This window comes from Williamsia sp. MIQD14, assembly GCF_051025635.1.
Lineage (GTDB): Bacteria > Actinomycetota > Actinomycetes > Mycobacteriales > Mycobacteriaceae > Williamsia_A.
Genome location: NZ_JBPFDG010000001.1, coordinates 723,953 through 742,595 on the forward strand (window position 1 = coordinate 723,953; position 18,643 = coordinate 742,595).

The following is an 18,643-nucleotide window of genomic DNA, read 5'->3' on the forward strand; positions in this document are numbered from 1 at the left end:
CCGTCCTTGCAGGTAGATCGCCGAACCGCGGCAGCGACTCGGCGCCGATCACGGGAGATGGCCTGGCGGGACGGTCTGCGCGACCACCGCCGACTCGTCGGGCATCAGACGCGCCAATCCGTCTCGCATGTGCGCGATCATCAGTTCGTCGGCGGTGGCGAGGTCACCGGCGACGATGGCGTGGACGATCTCGGTGTGCTCGTCGATGCGCGCCTGCGCCGACGCATAGGTTCCGCGCATGGCGCCCAGGCACATCCGCGTCTCCACCAGGATGGTCTCGTGGATGCGTGAGAGTCGGGGGCTGCGTGCGCATTCCACGAGCTGTGCATGGAAGGCCATGTCGGCGTCGGCGATCTCGCGACCGTTCGGATCGTCGGCGAACGCCTGCATGTGGTCGATCGTGGCCTCGAGTGCGGCGACGTCGGCAGGGTCCCTGCGCGCCACCACCTGGGCCAACGCGGCCCGCTCGATCGCCGACCGCGCCACGTACATGTCGTTGATGTCGTCGTCGTCCATCGAGATCACGAAGAGCCCGCGGTTGCGGTAGCTGACCAGCAGCCCTTCCTGGGTGAGACGCTGCATCGCCTCGCGCAGCGGCCCGCGACTCACGCCGAGATCGGCGGCGAGGCCGGATTCGGTGAGCTGGGTTCCGGGCGCGAAATCGCCCGCCGCGATCGCCGCACGCAGCTTGCGCGCGATGATGGCCGGCGTCGACTCCTGCACCAGCGGCTCGAGTACCCGTTTGCGGGTGCCCGGCCCTCCCTCGAGGTCAGTCATGGCCCGTCACATTCATGCACCGATGGTGCGAGCTGGGTCGGTAGATTGTCAACAATCTACGTCATCGCGTATCCATGGCGTTCGCGTGGGCCCGTCGACGGCGGCTCTATATTCGAGCGATGAGTGAATCGGATCGCCGACACGCGTTCACCGACGACGCGCTCGGCGACCTCGACGCGACCGGTGTGGCCGCCGCGATCGCCGCGGGCGACATCTCGGCCGCCGAGGCGGTCGCCGCCGCCATCGCACGCGCCGAGGCCGTCGACACGCACCTCAACGCCCTGCAGACCCCCGACTTCGACCGCGCGACCGCGTTCGCCCGGAGTCCCGGCAAGGGCGTCTTCGCCGGCGTCCCGACCGTGATCAAGGACAACACCGACGTCGCGGGACTCGCATCGAATCAGGGTTCGCTGGCCGTCAACGCGAGGCCCGCGAGCCGCAACGCCGCGGTCACCGACCAGTACCTCTCGACCGGTCTGATCAGCCTCGGCAAGTCGACGATGCCGGAGTTCGGGTTCAACGCGAGCACCGAGTACGAGGACCTGCCGCCCACCCGCAACCCGTGGGGCACCGGGTTCTCGGCCGGTGCGTCGTCCGGCGGCTCGGCTGCGCTGGTCGCCTCCGGCGTCGTGCCGATCGCGCACGCCAACGACGGTGGCGGCTCGATCCGCATCCCCGCCGCGGCCTGCGGGCTCGTGGGCCTGAAGTTGACGCGGGGACGCGAACTCCCCGACGCCCACGCGAAGGATCTACCGGTCAACCTCGTCTCCAACGGCGCGTTGACACGGTCGGTCCGCGACACCGCGCACTTCGCCGCGCAGATCGAGCGATACCGACCGGCACCGTCGCTGCGCCCGATCGGCCTCGTCGAGGGCCCGTCGTCGAAGCGACTGCGTATCGGCGTCGTGAACCGTTCGCTGAGCGAGTTCCCCGTCGACGACGCCACGACCTCCGCCGTCGCCGACACCGCCCGTCGGCTCGCCGATCTCGGCCACGACGTTCGCGAGATCGGGCTGCCGCTGCCCGAACGCGACCTCACCCGGTTCAAGGACGACTTCATCCATCTCTGGGGACTGCTGGCGTTCGGGGTACAGAAGTTCGGGTCGCGGGTGATGAGCCCGGACTTCGACGGCGATCGCACCGAGTCGCTCACCCGCGGGCTGTCGAGTCAGTTCCTGCGCAACGCCTGGCGTACACCGACTGCACTGTGGCGACTGCGTGCCGCCGAGGCCAAGTACCACAACAGCTTTGCCGATCTCGACGCGATGGTGTCGCCGGTGGTCGCCCACACGACACCCGAGCTCGGATACCTCTCCCCCGCCAACGGTTTCGACGTCCTGTTCCCGCGGTTGATCGCCTACGTCGCCTTCACCCCGCTGAACAACGCGGCCGGCGGACCGGCGATCTCGTTGCCGCTGGGTCGGACCGATACGGGAATGCCACTGGGCGTGCAGATCTCGGCCGATCACGGGGATGAGCGGACGCTGCTCGAGCTCGCCTTCGAGCTCGAGGCCGACCGACCGTTCGCCCGCATCCAGGATCGCGCCTGACTGCACGATCGACGCGGTTACGTGCCCGATCGACGCGGACAACTGTCCGCTCGGCGGCTACTTCTTCGTGCCCGGCAGGACGCCGGCATCGATCACGGCCTTGACGAAGGGGCGTGTCGAGGCCATCAGGTCGTCGAAATCGTCGACGTCGGCCCAGGCGGCGGCCGCGGAGTCGTCGGTGATCTCCTCGATGTCGGCGTAGAGCGCGGCCCCGGCGTCGGTGAGGGTGTCGGTCACCTTGCCGGTGTCGTCGGTCGACCGCGACAACAGTCCGCGACCCACGAGGCCGTCGGCGGCGGCATCCCACTGCTCGTCGGACCACCCGCGTGTCAGCTGCGACATCCGCCGCCCGAGTCCGCGTTTGCGGACGGCCGGATCGGGGTGCCGGGCCTCGTGGAACACCACGGCCTCGAGCCGGTCGAGCGTGGCGCCCACCAGGACCGCGATATGGCCGTCGCCGCGCCATTCACGCAGGATCGCCACGGCGTGCCACAGCGCGACGGCCGGGTCATCGGGACGCGGGACGTGGGCCCACGCCGAGGCCAACGTGCGACCGGCCATCGGTGCCCGAGCGGCGATCGCGTAGAACCGGTCGGCCAGCGCGGTCAGCGTCGCGGGGTCGGCGGCGTCGCCATAGATGCTCCCGAGCGACTCGGCCAGCATCGCGTCGCGTCGTTGCGCCACCTGATCGAGCCCCACCGCCTTCGCCGCCTCCCATCCCGGGTGGACGATGCCCTCGCTGAAGTTGAAGAACGCCGCCGAGACCACCGACGGCACGCACTCACCCAGCGGCGCCCCGCGGGCACCGACGTAGAACGCGTAGGCGTCGAGTCCGGTGTCGGCCTGCGCCGCGCCCAACCCGGGGTTGAAGTAGCAGAGGACATGCATCGGTTCGAGCGTCTCGTACGCCGTCCGCGCACGCGCTCGTGCGGTCGCGTCGAATCGGTGCGCCATCGGTATCTCCTCGTGCCAGCATGAGTGGGAACCACCTCACGGTAGCCACACCGTCTGCCATGGGGATCTCGACCTCACACGAAGGGCCTCCGTGACCACGACCCCCACACAGCCCGCCTCACTCGGCGCCAATCTCAAGCCGCGTCACATCACGATGATCTCCATCGCCGGGGTCATCGGCGCGGGACTGTTCGTCGGGTCGGCGACGGCGATCAAGGAGGCCGGCCCCGCCGTCCTCATCTCCTACGGCCTCGCGGGCACGTTGGTGGTCCTGGTGATGCGGATGCTGGGCGAGATGGCGACAGCCAACCCCGACACCGGTTCGTTCTCGGTGTATTCCCAACGTGCGCTGGGCCGTTGGGCCGGCTTCTCGGTCGGCTGGCTGTACTGGTGGTTCTGGGTGCTGGTGATCCCGGTGGAGGCGACGGCCGCGGCCGATGTGCTCAGCCGCCTGATCGGCAGCGAGCAGTGGGTGTGGGCGCTGGCCGTCACACTGCTCCTCACCGCGACGAATCTGGTCAGCGTCGGCAACTACGGCGAGTTCGAGTTCTGGTTCGCGCTGATCAAAGTCGTTGCCATCGTGGCGTTCATCGCGATCGGACTCGTCGCGATCTTCGGCATCTTCCCGGGTTCCGACGTCAGCGGCGTGAGCAACCTGTGGCAGCCCGACGGCTTCTTCGCCAACGGCTACTCGGCCATCGTCGCGGCCATGCTCACCACGATGTTCTCGTTCATGGGCACCGAGATCGTGACCATCGCCGCCGCCGAGTCGCCCGATCCCCGCAAGGGCATCAGCCGCGCGGTCAACTCGGTGATCTGGCGGATCTTCCTGTTCTACATCGGATCGATCTTCGTGGTCGTCGCACTGGTCCCCTACGACCGTCTCGACGACGGTTCCTACCAGACGGTGTTGCAGGCCATCGGGATCCCCGGTTCGGCGCGCATCATGGACATCGTGGTGCTGACCGCCGTCGCGTCGTGCCTGAACTCGGCGCTCTACACCGCGTCGCGCATGCTCTTCTCACTCGGCGAGCGCAACGAGGCACCCGCGGTCGTCCGCCGCCTCACCCACAACGGTGTGCCGTGGGTCGCGGTGTTGGCCTCGATGGTGGTGGGTTTCCTCGCCGTCATCGGCAACTATGTGCTGCCCGACAAGATCTTCGGGTACCTGTTGGCCACCAGCGGCGCGGTCGCGCTGTTCGTCTACCTCGCCATCGCGGCCAGCCAGTTCGTGCTCGGGCGACAGATGCGCGCCGCCGGCGATCGCCCGCCGGTACGCATGTGGATGTTCCCGTATCTGACCGTGCTGGCGATGGTCTTCATCGTGGCGGTGCTGGTGCTGATGGTCTTCGACGACAACCAGCGCGAACCGATCTTCTTCTCGGTCATCTCCGCGATCGTGATCGTCTCGATCGGGGTGTGGCATCACCGCCGCACCGACGCCCCGAAGGACCTCGTGTCGGGATCGACCCGTGGCTGACACCGACACGCGCCCGGTGCACCGGTACATCAGCGGCGACCCCCGACGGTTCCTCACCGACGCCCTCGCGGGTGTCGTTGCCGCCCACGACCACATCGCGTGGGAACCCGACCCGGGCTTTTTGTACCGCACCGACCGCGAGGGCGACGGGGTGGCGCTGGTGTCGGGTGGCGGATCGGGTCACGAGCCGATGCACTCGGGGTTGATCGGCGCGGGCATGCTCGACGCCGCCTGCCCGGGACTGGTGTTCACCTCGCCGAACGCGTTGCAGGTCGCCGCGGCCACGCGGCACGTCGACCGCGGCGCCGGGGTACTGCACATCGTGAAGAACTACACCGGCGACGTGATGAACTTCCGCGTCGCGCGCCGCCTCGTCGACGGAGAGGTCGAGACCGACCACGTCCTCATCGACGACGACGTCGCGACCGGATCCTCGAGCGATGACAACGACGGTCCCGGGCGGCGGGGCACCGGCGCGACGGTGATCGTCGAGAAGATCTGTGGCGCAGCGGCGGCGCGGGGCGACGACCTGGCGTCGGTCGCCGATCTCGGTCGACGGGTCGCGTCCGGCGCACGCAGTTTCTCGGTGGCGTTCGCGCCGTGCACCGTGCCCGGCGCCGACCGCACGAGTTTCGACCTCGCCCCCGACGAGATGGAGTACGGGGTCGGCATCCACGGTGAGAGTGGTGTCGACCGGATCCCGCAGCAGCCCGTCGACGAACTGGTCTCCGGGATGCTGGGCCGCATCCTCGACGCGTTGGCACCCGAGGACGGGGAGCCGCTGATCGTGTTCGTGAACGGACTGGGATCGACCCATCCCCTCGAACTCGGTGTCGTGTTCGACCAGGTGGTGCGTCAGCTCACCGCACGGGGATTCGAGGTACGGCGCAGCCTCGTCGCGACACTGGTGACCGCGCTCGACATGGCCGGCTTCTCGCTGACCGTGGTGCGCTGCGACGACGAGATCGTGGAACTCTTCGACGCCCCCACCGGCGCTCCGGGCTGGCCGGCGCGCACCGCCACGTCGGCGTCGCATCCGGTGGACGTGAGTTTCGCCGAGCCCGACGACTCCGCCGCCGAGGGACCCGAATGTGGCTGGCTCAGTGCGTTCGTCGAACGGGTGCAGGGGTCGATCGAGGAGCTCACCGACCTCGACCGGCGTGCGGGCGACGGCGATTTCGGCACGAACATGGTTGCGGCGCTGGACCATCTGGATCTGCCGCTGCGCGGAACGGAGGCTGCGGTCGCACGGGCGCTGAGCACCTCGTTCCTGGTGCGTGCGGGCGGCACCTCGGGCGCGGTCTTCGGCACCCTGTTCGCCGAACTGGCCACCGCGGCCGACGAATCCGACGGGTCCGGCGCCCTGGCTGACGGCGTGGCGAGCGCGCTGGGCGAGATCACCGATCTCGGGGGCGCCCGGGTCGGCGACAACACCCTGGTCGATGCACTGGCACCCGCGTCCGACGCGCTGGCCGCCGGGGCGTCGCTCGACGATGTCGCCGCCGCGGCCGAGGCCGGTGCGGAGTCGACACGGGACCTGGTCGCATCGCGGGGACGCGCGAGCTACGTCGGCGATCGTGCGCGCGGCGTGGTCGATCCCGGTGCACTGGTGATCGCCTGGCTCTTCCGCGCCGCCGCCGACCACCGGTGAGCACGCGCGGCCAGGTCCGCGTCGCCGCGTGGCTGTGGCTGGCCGGCGGGGTGGTCTACGTGGTGTCCGAGGTGATCGCGGTGACCGGGTATCCCGGCTTCAGCCTCGTACGGGACTACATCAGCGCGCTCGGCATCCCCGGGGATTCGCCGCGGGCGACGACGATGAACGTCGGAGCGTTTCTCGTCCACGGTTGCCTGTTCGCGGCGGCCGGTGTCGTCGCGGCCCGCGGTCTGAGCGGAACGCGTCGCGCGCGTGCGGGTCTCGCCGGACTCGCGGTGACCAACGGCGTCGGCAACGTGCTCGTGGGTCTGTTCCACGCTGGGACGAGTCCCCTGCACGGCGTGGGCGCGTTCCTCGCCATCGTGGGTGGGAACGCAGCGCTCATCGTCGCGGCCGGGCTCTTCCGGCGGTCGGGGGCACCCGCGTTCTGGTGCGCGGCGAGTCGGGCGGCGGGCGTGATCGGCATCGGATGCTTCGTCGCCCTGCTCGCGGTCAGCGGCGCCGACACCGGGATCGAGGGTGCCATCGAACGCGGCAGCGTCTACACGATCATCGGCTGGGACATCGTGGCCGGCGTCGCCCTGCTGATGTGTCGACCTGCTGGTCAGCGGGCGTCGCGACACAACGCACGTCTCGACTGAACGACCACGAGGCACTATGGAGAGATGACTGATATCTCGGGCAAGGTGTACGTCGTCGTCGGTGCGAGCGGGGCCCTCGGTTCGCGGATCGCGAGATCGCTGGCCGAGCAGGGCGCGACGCTGACGATCAGCGGCCGATCGACCGAGACGCTCGAGGGTCTGGGTATCGACGGCGCGCACGTGGTGGCAGCGGATCTGCGGGAACCCGATGCCGCCCGCACGGTGATCGCCGAGGCGAAGGCGAAGCACGGCCGCATCGACGGCGTCGTCAACGCGGCAGGGGTGGCAGCCTTCGGCCCGGTCGCCGACATCGACGACGACACCGTCGACGACCTCGTGCTCATCGACTTCCTCGGACCGCTGCGCCTGCTGAGGGCGGCACTCGGAGAGATCGAGGAAGGTGGCGTCGTCGTCGGGATCAGCGCTGTTCTCGCCGAGCAACCCGTCGCCGGGATGGCGACCTACTCGGCGGTGAAGGCGGCAGCCTCCACGTTGTATGTCGCCGCGGCGAAAGAGGCACGACGCAGCAAGATCCGCGTGGTCGACGTCCGTCCGCCGCACACCGAGACCGGCCTGGTCGACCGCGCCATCGCGGGCGATCCGCCGAAGATGCCCGAGGGACTGAGCCCTGACACCGTCGCCGACCGCGTGATCGCCGCGATCACCGGTGGCGAACGCGAGGTCGCCAGCTCCGACTTCAGCTGACCGCTACCTCCGTAGCGAGGAGCGGGCGACGGGGAAGTCGAAGTGGGTGTTCGGGAACCGCTCGGGCTTGTAGGTGAAATGCCACCACTCGTAGGGATACGGGGAGAAACCCTGCTGCACCAGACCGTTGAGGAGCATCACGCGGTTGCGGAGCTGTTGGCCCTGGATGCGCGAGTCGAGCGGCCACGCGAGGGTGTTGAAACAGTCGAAGCCGGTGCCCATGTCGATGGAGTTGTCGCCGAATCGCTTCGCCTGCGGCGCGGTGCAGTCGACGAGCCGCTGACCGCGGACGTACGGCCGTGTGGGCCGCGCCGGTAGGCGTACGAGGGTCAGATCCATCGTGCTGCCACGACTGTGCCCGGACTGTTCCGCGATGTAGCCGTCGCGGAACAGGTTGGCCTTGTCGACGCCGGTGTAGAACTCGGCCTTCATCCGCTGATCGTCGAGTCTCTTCGCCCACGCGACGAAGTCGTTCACCGCGCGTTGGGGGCGGTAGCAGTCGTACACCTTCAGCGAGTACCCCTGCAGGAGGAACTGCAGCTGCGCACGGTGCAGTCCCTGCGCCGCTTCGCGCGTCAGGATGCACATCGGTTGGCGATAACCGTCGACCGGATCGCCGGTGAAGTTGTGCGGTGTGAAGTACCGGATCTCCTGCAGAATCGTCGGATCGACATCGCTCAGCGCGACGAAGTCGCTCGGTGCCCTGGTGGTCGAGGGCGCCGCGGGTGCGGCCGACGCGGTGGGTGCCGCGAGCGAGAGTGCGACGACGACAGCGGCGCCGAGGCCGAGGAGTCTGGATCTCATACCCCGATTACCGCACGATCCGGGCCAGTTGTCAGTCGACGGCGGGCAGAACGTCGGTGATCGGGGTGTTCTGCCCGGCCGCGAGCCACCACCGGTCGTCCTGTCGCACGAGCACGTACATCGCCATCTCCGAGAACGCTCCGTTGCGCGCACGCCTGCGGATCTGGGCGATCACGACGTCGTCGGTGGGTGCCGACGCCTGTGCGAGCTCGAACTTCGACGCCGGGGACGCCGGAGTCCCCGTCAGCTGGGTGTGATGAATCGCGGTGAGGGGCGCGAACCCCTGCAGCGCCTGGCCTTTGGGTGACCCCCACAGGATGTCGTCGGCGAACATCCCGTCGTAGGCGTCGGCGTCGCCGGTGTCGTGACCACGCTGCAGGTGGTCGATGAGGTCTGCGATCGCGTCACGGTGGTCGCCGGTGTCGAGCGACGGGCGGTGGGGTCGGTCGTTGTCGTGGTCCATGACCGAGACGGTAGGACCTCAACCTCGCTTGGGGTCAACACCGACACCGCACCGATGAGTTCCGACGCCTCGACGAGTCGACACAGAGGTACCGGATCCCCGACGAAAGGACGCCCCATGTCCATCGACCATCTGCTCGCAGTGGTGCCCGTGCGCGACCTCGCGACGGCGAACAGCTGGTACGAGAAGCTGTTCGGCCGGCCTGCCGACAACAACCCGATGCCCTCGCTGGTCGAGTGGCGCGTCGTGAAGAACGGTTGGGTGCAGGTCTTCGTCGATGTCGACCGTGCCGGATCGGGCCTGCTGAATCTCGCTGTAGACGATCTCGACACCCACATCGTCGGCCTGGTCGAGCGAGGAGTGACACCCGGCGACGTCCAGACGGTGACGAAAGGTGTTCAGTTGTCGCCGATCGTCGACCCCGACGGGAACTCGATCACTCTGATCGGCAGTTTTCGCGAGGAGTACTGACGCGTCAGATGTCTTTGACCGCGACGCGGAAGGCGTCGTAGGTCGACTGCAGAGCGTCGGCGCGCGCGGCCGGGCTGCCCACCTGCGCACCCGCGCCGCACAACTTGTCCATGGCGAGGTGCATCAGGGACAACCACACGGTCGCGATGACCCGCACCTGCATGTCGTCGGTGTCGGCGCCGGTGCGCTCGGCGATCTTCTCGCTGAGGCGGCGGAACTTGATCTCGCCCATCTCGGCACTGCGACCGCTCACCGACGGTGATGACTGCGCGATGCGGTTCATCACCTCGAAGCGGTCGACGTCGACGGCGGAGAGCTCGGGACACCCGCCGCACATCACCTGTAGGTGCGCGTCGAGCAGGGCCTGGAACTCGTTGCCGGTGCGTGGCTGGGCATCCATCGCGGCCGCGACGGCGGCGACCATGTCGTCGATCGGGGCGAGGATGACGTCCTCTTTGGTCGCGAAGTAGCGGTTGAACGTGCGCGGCGAGATGTCCGCGGCGTCGGAGATCTGCTCGACCGTGGTCGCGTCGAACCCCTGCGAATCGCACAGTTCGAGGGCGACATCGATCAACCGAGCCCGCGTCTGTACCTTCTTGCGCTCGCGCAGACCGGCTCTGGCCTGCGGATTCTCGGTATCCACCACCGTCATGAGGCCCATCGTACCCGTCTGACGGAGACAAGCGCCGTAAACCGCCAAATGTCACTTGCTGCCTTCTGGCGCTTGACGCCAAGTGTCTGACTCTGCCACTATTGCCGGGCGCCGCCTGGCACACCCTCTCCAGATTCGAGGAATCGTGGCAATCACCAATCCCCCAGAACTCGACGACACAGAACTCGACGACACCGGGCTCGACACGGCCGTGTCAGCGGACCCGTCGACCGCCCCGCCGAAGAGCAACCGCAAGTGGTGGGCTTTGGGCATCATCGCCCTGGCCCAGCTGATGGTCGTGCTCGACGCGACGATCATCACCATCGCCCTCCCCTTCGCCCAGACCGATCTCGCGATCTCCGACGCCAACCGCCAGTGGGCGCTGACCGCCTACACGCTGCTGTTCGGTGGACTGCTTCTGCTCGGCGGCCGCATGGCCGACTATCTTGGTCGTCGCAGGATGTTCCTGATCGGCCTCGCCGGCTTCGCGTTGTCCTCCGCCGCAGCAGGTCTCGCGTGGAACGGCGCCTCGTTCTTCGCCGGACGCGCCCTACAGGGAGTCTTCGCCGCGATGCTCGCCCCGGCCGCCCTGTCGCTGATCACCGTGACGTTCACCGAGCAGAAGGAACGTGCCCGCGCTCTCGCGGTGTACGCCGGCGTCTCCGGTGGCGGCGCCGCGATCGGCCTCATCGCCGGTGGTGCGCTCACCGAGTTCTTCTCGTGGCGGTGGACATTGCTGATCAACACCCCGATCGCGCTCGTCGCCGCCATCGGTGGTCTGCTCCTGGTCATCAAGGACAAGCCCAGCGCCCGCACGGGTGGCTACGACCTCCCCGGCGCCGTCACGGTGACCGCCGCCCTGGTCAGCCTTGTCTACGGTTTCACCAAGGCGGCCGAATCCGGTTGGGGCGCAGCCTCGACGGTGTCGCTGCTCGTCGCGGGCGTCGTACTCCTCGCGGTGTTCGTCGCGATCGAGATGCGGGTGTCGAACCCGCTGCTGCCGCTGCGCATCCCGGGTGAGATCAACCGCGGTGGGGCGTTCCTCATCTCGTTCATCGTGCCCATCCCCATGTTCGCGATGTTCCTGTTCCTGAGCTACTACTTCCAGAACACCCTCGGCGAGACCCCGCTGCGTACCGGCGTGCTCTTCCTGCCCTTCCCGATCTTCATCGTGATCGGCGCAGGTGTGGCCAGCTCGCTGCTGCCCCGGTTCGGTCCGCGGGCCCTGCTGGTGGGTGGATCGGGTATGGCCACAGCGGGACTGCTGTACCTGGCACAGCTCGACACCGACTCGACGTGGTTGGTCAACGTGCTGCCGTCGATGATCCTCATCGCCGCGGGTATGGGACTGGTGTTCGTCTCGATGCAGACCGTCGCACTGCACCGGGTCGACGCAGACGACTCGGGCGTGGCCAGCGCCCTGGTCAACACCACCCAGCAGATCGGCGGGTCCATCGGGTTGGCGCTGCTCAGCACGATCGTCGCCCAGGTGTTCGCCGATCGTCCGAACCTGAACACCCCGGATGGCCTGAAGGCGGCCAACATCTACAGCTACGACGTCGCCTTCTACTCCGGTGCCGGCTTCATGGCCGCCGCCCTGGTGGCCGCGCTGGTGTTCATCCGGATGCGCAAGCAGGATCTTGCCGACGAGTCGCCGGATCCGTTGCTCGTCGCCTGACGCTGCAGGCGTCCGCACTGCCGAGAACTGCCCCGAGAGCGAGGTCCGAGGGAACATTCCCCTCGAACCACCGCCTCGGGGCAGTTTTCTGCCGGTGGCAGGTGTCGCGCTACTCGACGTGCGGCTGACCGGTCGACGCACTGGTGCCGCCGTCGACGGTGAGCATGGTCCCGGTGATGTACCGGGCGTCGTCGGAGGCCAGGAACAGCACGGCGGGTGCGACGTCGTCGGGCTCACCCGGGCGGCCGAGCGCGATGCGGTTCACGAACGGCGTCAACGCCTTCTCGTCGCGCCCCATGCCCTCGGTCATCTCGGTGAGGGTGAACGCCGGGCCGACGGCGTTGATCCGCACACCGCGGCCGCCGTAGTCCAGGGCCAGGGATTCGACGAAGCCGTTCACCGCGTGTTTGGTCGCGTTGTAGGCCGCCTGCCCCCAGTCGCCGGCGATCCCGGAGACCGACGACACCGCCACGAGGTTGCCGCCGGTCTTCACGAGCTCGGGCAGCGTCGCCTGCGCGATGTGCACGAAGCCGTCGATGTTGACCCCGCGCAACAGTGCCCAACTGTCGTCGGACAGCTCGGTGATGTCGCCGCCACCGTCGTGGACGCCGGCGTTGCTCACGACGATGTCGATGCGACCGAACGTCTCGAGTGTCGCCGCGACGAGTGCGTCGACGTCGGCCCGCTGCGCCACGTCGGCGGTGACGACGAGTGCGCGATCCTCACCGGCGTCGCCGATGGCTTCGGAGAGGGGTTCGCGGCGGCGGCCCGTGACCACGACTGTCGCTCCGTTGGCCAGGAACGCGCGGGCGATGGCCCGGCCGATACCGGTCCCGGCGCCGGTGACGACGACGACCTTGTCGCGAACTGCGTAGGTGTTGACGGTGCTCATGCGCTGCGTGCGCCTCCCTCGATGTGGATGGTCTCGCCGCTCACGAATCCGGCGGTCAACAACCATGCTGCCGCATCGACGATGTCGGCGGTCGCGCCGACGCGTCCGGCCGGGATGTTGCCGGCGACGCCGTCGAACAATGCGGCGCGGTCCGATTTGGGCATGCCGTCCCAGGTGCCGGAGTCGACGATGCCCGGTGAGATCGCGTTGACGCGGAGGGGTGCGAGTACCTTCGCGAGGTGGCTCGCGGTGAACGACACCGCGCCGTTGGTGATACCCATGATCGCCTTGCCGGGCGACGGCTTCCACGCCGCGACGCCGGAGAACAGGACGATCGAGCCCGTTGCAGGCATCGACGGCGCGAAGTGCTTGGCCAGCAACAGCGGTCCGATCACCTTGGCCTCGAACGCGGTGACCACCTTGTCGTGGTCGAGGTCGGACACCGGGACGTTGTGGTGGGCGGCGGCGGTGGCGACGATGTGGTCGACCGCGCCCAGCTCCGCGGCTGCGGTGGCGATGGTCGTCTCGTCGGTGATGTCGATGGTGATGCCGCGAGCCCCGTCCAGGGCTGCGGCAGCCTTCGTCGCCGCATCCCCGTCGCGGGCCCCGATCACGACGCGTGCCCCGAGTTCGGTTGCGCGCGTGGCGATCGCGAGCCCAAGGTTCTTGGCGCCGCCGACCACCAGGATGGTCTGTCCGGTCAGAGTGTCGCTCATGGGTATCCCCTGTCGATGTCGTCGTTAGACTTGCACCGACAACGGTATGGATTTGATACCGGTATCTACAACGAAACCGATTCCCACCAGGAGGGACACCATGTCGAAGGCCTACACCGTCATGGCGCCGACGTGCCCGAGCCGAGTCGTGCTGCACCGCATCGGCGCGCGATGGACGGTCTTCGTCGTCACCGCGCTGGCGGAGGGTCCGATGCGTTTCAGCGAGCTCAAGGCCCACATCCAGGGCATCACGCCGAAGGTCCTCACCGAGACCCTGCGGGCGCTGCACCACGACGGACTTCTCGAGCGCACCGACTTCGGCGGGCAACCACCGCACGTCGAGTACGCACTGACCGACCTGGGCCGGTCACTGCTCGAGCCGTTGGCCGCCGTCCGGGAGTGGGCCGAGACCCACGTCCCGGACGTGCAGGCGGCCAACGCCCGACACGGCGGCTAGCCCGGACCCGACCTACCCGAGGACGAGGCTCTCCCCGTCGGCCGAGACGTTGACCGGCACCACGTCGCCGTCGTGGATGTCGCCGGCGAGCAGCCCGCGCGCGAGCTGATCGCCGATCGACTTCTGGACCAGGCGGCGCAGCGGTCGGGCACCGTACAGCGGATCGAATCCCCGTGCGGCGAGCCACCGTTTGGCGTTGTCGGACACCTCGAGGTCGAGGCGTCGCTGCGCCAGTCGCGTCTTGAGCTGGCCGATCTGGATGTCGACGATGGACGTCAACTCCTCGGGGTTGAGCCCGTCGAAGATGAGCACGTCGTCGAGCCGGTTGATGAACTCCGGCTTGAACGCCGAGCGCACCGCCGTCATCACCTGTTCCTCGCTGCCACCGGCACCGAGATTCGAGGTGAGGATCAGGATGGTGTTGCGGAAGTCCACCGTTCGCCCCTGACCGTCGGTGAGCCGACCCTCGTCGAGCACCTGCAGGAGGATGTCGAACACATCGGGGTGCGCCTTCTCGATCTCGTCGAACAGCACGACCGTGTACGGCCGTCGGCGCACGGCCTCGGTGAGCTGGCCACCCGACTCGTAGCCGACGTAGCCCGGAGGGGCACCGACGAGCCGCGCCACACTGTGCTTCTCGCCGTACTCACTCATGTCGATACGCACCATCGCGTGCTCGTCGTCGAACATGAACTCCGCCAACGCCTTCGCGAGCTCGGTCTTGCCGACACCCGTCGGCCCCAGGAACATGAACGAGCCCAGCGGACGATTCGGGTCGGCGACACCGGCGCGCGAGCGCCGCACCGCGTCGGACACGGCCTCGACGGCCTTGCGCTGCCCGACGACACGCGCACCGATCTCGTCCTCCATGCGCAGCAACTTGGCCACCTCGCCCTCGAGCATGCGGCCGGCGGGGATGCCCGTCCACGCCGAGACGACCTCGGCGACGTCGTCGGGGCCGACCTCTTCCTTGAGCATCACCGAATCACCTGCGGGCGCGCTCTTCTCGGCCGCGATCGCGAGCTCCTTCTCCAGCGCCGGGATCTGCCCGTACCGCAGTTCGGCGGCACGGCCGAGATCGCCGTCGCGCTCGGCGCGGTCGGACTCGCCGCGCAGCGCCTCGAGCTTCTCCTTCAGATCACGGACACCGTCGATGGCCTGCTTCTCGCCCTGCCACCGCGCGGAGAGTTCGTTGAGCTTCTCGCGCTGATCGGCGAGTTCGCGACGCAACTTCTCCAGGCGCTGCTTCGACGCCTCGTCGGTCTCGTTGCTCAGCGCGACCTCCTCGACCTCGAGGCGGCGCACGATGCGTTCGACCTCGTCGATCTCGACGGGGCGCGAATCGATCTCCATGCGCAGGCGCGACGCGGCCTCGTCGACGAGGTCGATGGCTTTGTCGGGCAGGAAGCGCGAGGTGATGTAGCGGTCGCTGAGCGTCGCCGCCGCGACCAGTGCGGAGTCGGTGATGCGGACACCGTGGTGCACCTCGTAGCGCTCCTTGAGCCCACGCAGGATGCCGACGGCGTCCTCGACCGAGGGCTCGCCGACGTACACCTGCTGGAACCGGCGTTCGAGCGCGGCGTCCTTCTCGATGTACTTGCGGTACTCCTCGAGCGTGGTCGCGCCGACCAACCGCAGCTCGCCGCGGGCGAGCATCGGCTTGATCATGTTGCCCGCGTCCATCGCGGAATCGCCCGTCGCGCCGGCACCCACGATGGTGTGCAGTTCGTCGATGAACGTGATGACCTGCCCGGCCGAGCCCTTGATCTCCTCGAGGACAGCCTTCAGTCGCTCCTCGAACTCGCCGCGGTACTTGGCGCCGGCGACCATCGATGACATGTCGAGGCTCACGACGGTCTTGTCGCGCAGGCTCTCCGGCACGTCGCCGGCGATGATGCGCTGCGCGAGTCCCTCGACGATGGCGGTCTTGCCGACGCCGGGTTCGCCGATGAGCACCGGGTTGTTCTTGGTACGGCGACTGAGAACCTGGACCACGCGGCGGATCTCGGTGTCGCGACCGATGACCGGGTCGAGCTTGCCCTCGCGGGCCTGCGCGGTGAGGTCGGTGGAGTACTTCTCCAGCGCCTGGTAGGTCGATTCGGGGTCGGGCGAGGTGACCCGGGCACTGCCGCGCACGGCGACGAACGCGTCGCGCAGGGCCTGCGGGGTGGCGCCGACGTCGGCGAGCAGTTTCGCGACGTCGCCGTCGCCGGTCGCGAGACCCACGACGAGGTGCTCGGTCGACACGTATTCGTCGCTGAGCTCACCGGCGAGCTGCTGGGCGGCGGTGATGGCCGCGATCGTCTCGCGGGTGAGTTGCGGAGCGGAGCTGCTGCCCGACGCCGTGGGCATCCGCGACACCAGGTTCGCGGCCTGCGCCTTCACCGATGCGGGGTCGACCCCGACGGCTTTCAGCAGGGGTGCGGCGATCCCGTCGGGCTGGTCGAGCAGTTCGACGAGCACGTGGGCCGGCCGGACATCAGGATTGCCGGCGGCGGTGGCCGCCTGCACCGCGGCCGACAGTGCGGCCTGCGTCTTCGTGGTCGGGTTGAACCCGCCGGAGGAGGGGTTGGTCATGGGCTCACCTTTCTTGAGTGAGGTTCGTGCATGTTCGGTGGTCTGTCGGGCCCATCTCGCCCGTCACAGACCTCAACGCGTTCGCTCTTGAGTCTGTTCCGCTCAAGTATGCGGATGGGGCGCCGATCGCGCAACACCCACCGCCTGCGTGCCGGTCAGGTCGGCCCGGAGGGGCTCACTTCGAGCCGCGGGCCCACGTCATACCCCACACGTAGGCCTCGTCCAGCTTGCGTTGACCCCCGTTGATGTAGCGGACCTCGCGGGTGATGCTCAGCTCGCCGTCGCGGACCTCGAGCATCGCGATGGCGCAGGTCATGGCGGTGTTGTCGGCGCTGTCGAGGCGGACCTCGACCTCCGTGCCTCCTGGCGGGAAGAGTGTCACGACACCGTCGGCCGCCGACCAGTTCGGCGTGCCCTCATAGATGAACGCGAACACGAGGATCCGACGGAACTCGGCGAGGTGGGACAGGTCGATGAGGAGGTTCTCGCCGCCGGACACGGTGCCACTGCGGTCGTCGCCGTCGAGCAGGATCCACGGCGGGCCGTTCAGGCTGCCGAAGGAGTTGCCGAGCGCCTGCACCACACTCTTGCTGCCGTCGGTGAGTTCGTAGAGGCATCCGAGGTCGAGGTCGATGCCGGATTGCTTACGGAACAGACCGCCCTTCGCCGCTCCGCGACTCCAGTTCAGGTTGATGCGCATGGTGCCGCTGGGCTTGTCGCGCACCTTGGCCAGTGAGACGGTCGGCGCCGATCTCGTGAGCGTGATCTTGCCCAGATCGACCGGCGGTGTCGCGGCGGCAGGCGGTGTCGCCGCGGGCGGCGGAGTGGCGGGCGGTGGCGCGGAGGCGGTGGGAGCGTCGTCGACGCTCACACCGTGTTCGGTCACCAACGCCGTGAAGCCGGCGTCCCATCCGGCCGAGACGTTGCGGACCTTCCACATGTCGCCACGACGGTAGATCTCGGTGAGGACGGCCGCGCGCTCGGTGGTCAGCCCCTCGGCCGGCAGTTCGAGGGCGCCGATCGTCACCGACAGGCCACGCACGTCGGCCAACGTGCCGGGCGCCGAGTCGTCGAGGACCACGGCGAGGCGCAGGGTGTGCACGTCGGGCGGGACGGCACCGAGATCCACCTCGACCGCGTCGGTTCCGGCGAGCCGCACCGCGCCACCCGGCGCCACCGGGTTGTTGAAGAACACGAAGTCGTCGTCGGACCGGACGCGACCGGCCTCGGTCACCTGGAACACCATGAGGTCACACGTCCCCGCAGAGGGACCCGACACCGTCGCGGTGAACCGTCGTTCGTCGAGTGGGGCGTTGGCACCGCGGCTCAGCGTCGTCATGCCACGACCGTAGCCGCATCGGTCAGTTGTCCGAGGCGGCAGTCGGATTCGCCGGTCGAGACCCACGTTCGCGGGGGTGGGGCAACCTTTTCGTGCGTCACGGTAACGACTGAGGCGGTCGGAGCGACATGGGTGGTACAGCACCGTTCCACACACCCAGGAGGCATTGTGAACTCTCGCGCCATCGCACCCCTCATCGCGGGCCTCGCGGTCGTCGCGCTCGCCGGATGCGGATCATCCGACGACAGCGCCGCCACCGCGACATCGGCGGTCACCGTGACCCGGACGGTCGCGCCGTCGGCTCCCGTTCCGACACCTGTGGTCACCGAGACGGTGACCAGCACCGCCGACGCACCCGACACCGACACCGCTGTCACGGTCCGTTCGGCGCCGACCGTCGATCGTGGCACCGGGGCATCGGCGTACGTCGGCCACTATCAACGTCACGAGAGCCTGATGAACCTGAACGCCGACCAGACCGGCGACATCCTCGAAGGCGCAAACGCCATCGACGGCGAGAAGTGGACGGTGACCTGGCGTCCCGCCGCGCAGGGGATCACCATCACCTATCAGCGCAGGCTCGAGCAGTCCGGTAAGGGCCTCGAGATCGGACTGAGGCCGGGACTCACCATGGCGGCGCGTTTCACGAGGAGCGAGAACGGCGCGCAGATCCTGACGACGTCGTCACCGGGTTCGACGACCCTCGTCGACGGCTGGTGTGGCTCCGGCACCGGCTCCGGCGGCGCACCCGAGTGTGGCGCCTGAGGCGGATGCAGAACGAACAGGCAACGGGGTCGGGCGGTGCCGTTGCTGACGGCATGGGGCGGTATGCC

The 18,643-nt window shown here is 68.5% G+C and carries 18 protein-coding genes; 9 read left to right on the plus strand and 9 right to left on the minus strand.

Features of this window, described 5'->3' with window-relative positions:
* Positions 1-48 precede the first annotated feature (48 nt).
* Positions 49-777, minus strand: a complete 729-nt coding sequence (locus tag ACQ7HM_RS03135) for a GntR family transcriptional regulator (protein ID WP_434214769.1) — start codon at positions 775-777, stop codon at positions 49-51.
* Positions 778-896: 119 nt separating this feature from the next.
* On the opposite strand from ACQ7HM_RS03135, the gene ACQ7HM_RS03140 reads away from it, so the two are divergent.
* Positions 897-2,327, plus strand: a complete 1,431-nt coding sequence (locus ACQ7HM_RS03140) for an amidase (RefSeq protein WP_434214770.1) — start codon at positions 897-899, stop codon at positions 2,325-2,327.
* 57 nt (positions 2,328-2,384) lie between these two features.
* Here the strand turns inward: ACQ7HM_RS03140 and ACQ7HM_RS03145 are convergent, their stop codons facing one another.
* On the minus strand, positions 2,385-3,281 hold the full coding sequence (locus ACQ7HM_RS03145; protein WP_434214771.1) for an SCO6745 family protein: 897 nt from the start codon (positions 3,279-3,281) through the stop codon (positions 2,385-2,387).
* Positions 3,282-3,435: 154 nt separating this feature from the next.
* Between ACQ7HM_RS03145 and ACQ7HM_RS03150 the strand changes: the two genes are divergently transcribed.
* The 4 genes from ACQ7HM_RS03150 to ACQ7HM_RS03165 are packed head-to-tail and all read left to right on the plus strand — an operon-like array spanning position 3,436 to position 7,761.
* Positions 3,436-4,761: an amino acid permease gene (locus ACQ7HM_RS03150; protein WP_434215618.1), complete on the plus strand. Its 1,326-nt coding sequence runs from the start codon at positions 3,436-3,438 to the stop codon at positions 4,759-4,761.
* Positions 4,762-4,777: 16 nt separating this feature from the next.
* Positions 4,778-6,412, plus strand: a complete 1,635-nt coding sequence (locus tag ACQ7HM_RS03155) for a dihydroxyacetone kinase family protein (RefSeq protein WP_434215619.1) — start codon at positions 4,778-4,780, stop codon at positions 6,410-6,412.
* Positions 6,409-7,056, plus strand: coding sequence for a DUF998 domain-containing protein (locus ACQ7HM_RS03160; RefSeq protein WP_434214772.1), 648 nt, complete (start codon positions 6,409-6,411; stop codon positions 7,054-7,056). Before ACQ7HM_RS03155 ends, ACQ7HM_RS03160 begins: the two co-directional genes overlap by 4 nt.
* 24 nt (positions 7,057-7,080) lie before the next feature.
* Complete coding sequence (locus ACQ7HM_RS03165) at positions 7,081-7,761, plus strand: SDR family NAD(P)-dependent oxidoreductase (RefSeq protein ID WP_434214773.1); 681 nt, start codon at positions 7,081-7,083, stop codon at positions 7,759-7,761.
* A 3-nt stretch (positions 7,762-7,764) separates the two neighbouring features.
* On the opposite strand, the gene ACQ7HM_RS03170 is transcribed toward ACQ7HM_RS03165, so the two are convergent.
* Positions 7,765-8,565, minus strand: a complete 801-nt coding sequence (locus ACQ7HM_RS03170; RefSeq protein WP_434214774.1) for a M15 family metallopeptidase — start codon at positions 8,563-8,565, stop codon at positions 7,765-7,767.
* A 31-nt stretch (positions 8,566-8,596) separates the two neighbouring features.
* Positions 8,597-9,028: an SgcJ/EcaC family oxidoreductase gene (locus ACQ7HM_RS03175; RefSeq protein WP_434214775.1), complete on the minus strand. Its 432-nt coding sequence runs from the start codon at positions 9,026-9,028 to the stop codon at positions 8,597-8,599.
* Between the two features lie 117 nt (positions 9,029-9,145).
* Between ACQ7HM_RS03175 and ACQ7HM_RS03180 the strand changes: the two genes are divergently transcribed.
* Positions 9,146-9,499, plus strand: coding sequence for a VOC family protein (locus ACQ7HM_RS03180; RefSeq protein ID WP_434214776.1), 354 nt, complete (start codon positions 9,146-9,148; stop codon positions 9,497-9,499).
* Between the two features lie 4 nt (positions 9,500-9,503).
* On the opposite strand, the gene ACQ7HM_RS03185 is transcribed toward ACQ7HM_RS03180, so the two are convergent.
* Positions 9,504-10,151, minus strand: coding sequence for a TetR/AcrR family transcriptional regulator (locus ACQ7HM_RS03185; protein ID WP_434214777.1), 648 nt, complete (start codon positions 10,149-10,151; stop codon positions 9,504-9,506).
* Positions 10,152-10,296: 145 nt separating this feature from the next.
* Here ACQ7HM_RS03185 and ACQ7HM_RS03190 point away from each other — a divergent pair, with 145 nt between their 5' ends.
* Positions 10,297-11,829, plus strand: a complete 1,533-nt coding sequence (locus ACQ7HM_RS03190) for an MFS transporter (protein ID WP_434214778.1) — start codon at positions 10,297-10,299, stop codon at positions 11,827-11,829.
* A 109-nt stretch (positions 11,830-11,938) separates the two neighbouring features.
* On the opposite strand, the gene ACQ7HM_RS03195 is transcribed toward ACQ7HM_RS03190, so the two are convergent.
* Both ACQ7HM_RS03195 and ACQ7HM_RS03200 read right to left on the minus strand, forming a co-directional pair.
* The gene (locus tag ACQ7HM_RS03195) at positions 11,939-12,721 is read right to left on the minus strand and encodes an SDR family NAD(P)-dependent oxidoreductase (protein WP_434214779.1); all 783 of its coding nucleotides are present in this window, start codon (positions 12,719-12,721) and stop codon (positions 11,939-11,941) included.
* A complete protein-coding gene (locus ACQ7HM_RS03200; RefSeq protein WP_434214780.1) occupies positions 12,718-13,437 on the minus strand; it encodes an SDR family oxidoreductase in 720 nt (239 codons plus the stop codon). The genes ACQ7HM_RS03195 and ACQ7HM_RS03200 overlap by 4 nt, the downstream gene beginning before the upstream one ends.
* 100 nt (positions 13,438-13,537) lie before the next feature.
* Between ACQ7HM_RS03200 and ACQ7HM_RS03205 the strand changes: the two genes are divergently transcribed.
* Positions 13,538-13,894 carry a winged helix-turn-helix transcriptional regulator gene (locus ACQ7HM_RS03205; protein WP_434214781.1) on the plus strand — a complete coding sequence of 119 codons (357 nt, stop codon included), beginning with the start codon at positions 13,538-13,540 and terminating at the stop codon, positions 13,892-13,894.
* 12 nt (positions 13,895-13,906) lie between these two features.
* Here the strand turns inward: ACQ7HM_RS03205 and clpB are convergent, their stop codons facing one another.
* Both clpB and ACQ7HM_RS03215 read right to left on the minus strand, forming a co-directional pair.
* A complete protein-coding gene (clpB, locus tag ACQ7HM_RS03210; RefSeq protein WP_434214782.1) occupies positions 13,907-16,471 on the minus strand; it encodes an ATP-dependent chaperone ClpB in 2,565 nt (854 codons plus the stop codon).
* A 175-nt stretch (positions 16,472-16,646) separates the two neighbouring features.
* The gene (locus tag ACQ7HM_RS03215; protein WP_434214783.1) at positions 16,647-17,810 is read right to left on the minus strand and encodes a TerD family protein; all 1,164 of its coding nucleotides are present in this window, start codon (positions 17,808-17,810) and stop codon (positions 16,647-16,649) included.
* 168 nt (positions 17,811-17,978) lie between these two features.
* Here ACQ7HM_RS03215 and ACQ7HM_RS03220 point away from each other — a divergent pair, with 168 nt between their 5' ends.
* Positions 17,979-18,575, plus strand: coding sequence for a hypothetical protein (locus ACQ7HM_RS03220; protein ID WP_434214784.1), 597 nt, complete (start codon positions 17,979-17,981; stop codon positions 18,573-18,575).
* Positions 18,576-18,643: the final 68 nt, after the last annotated feature.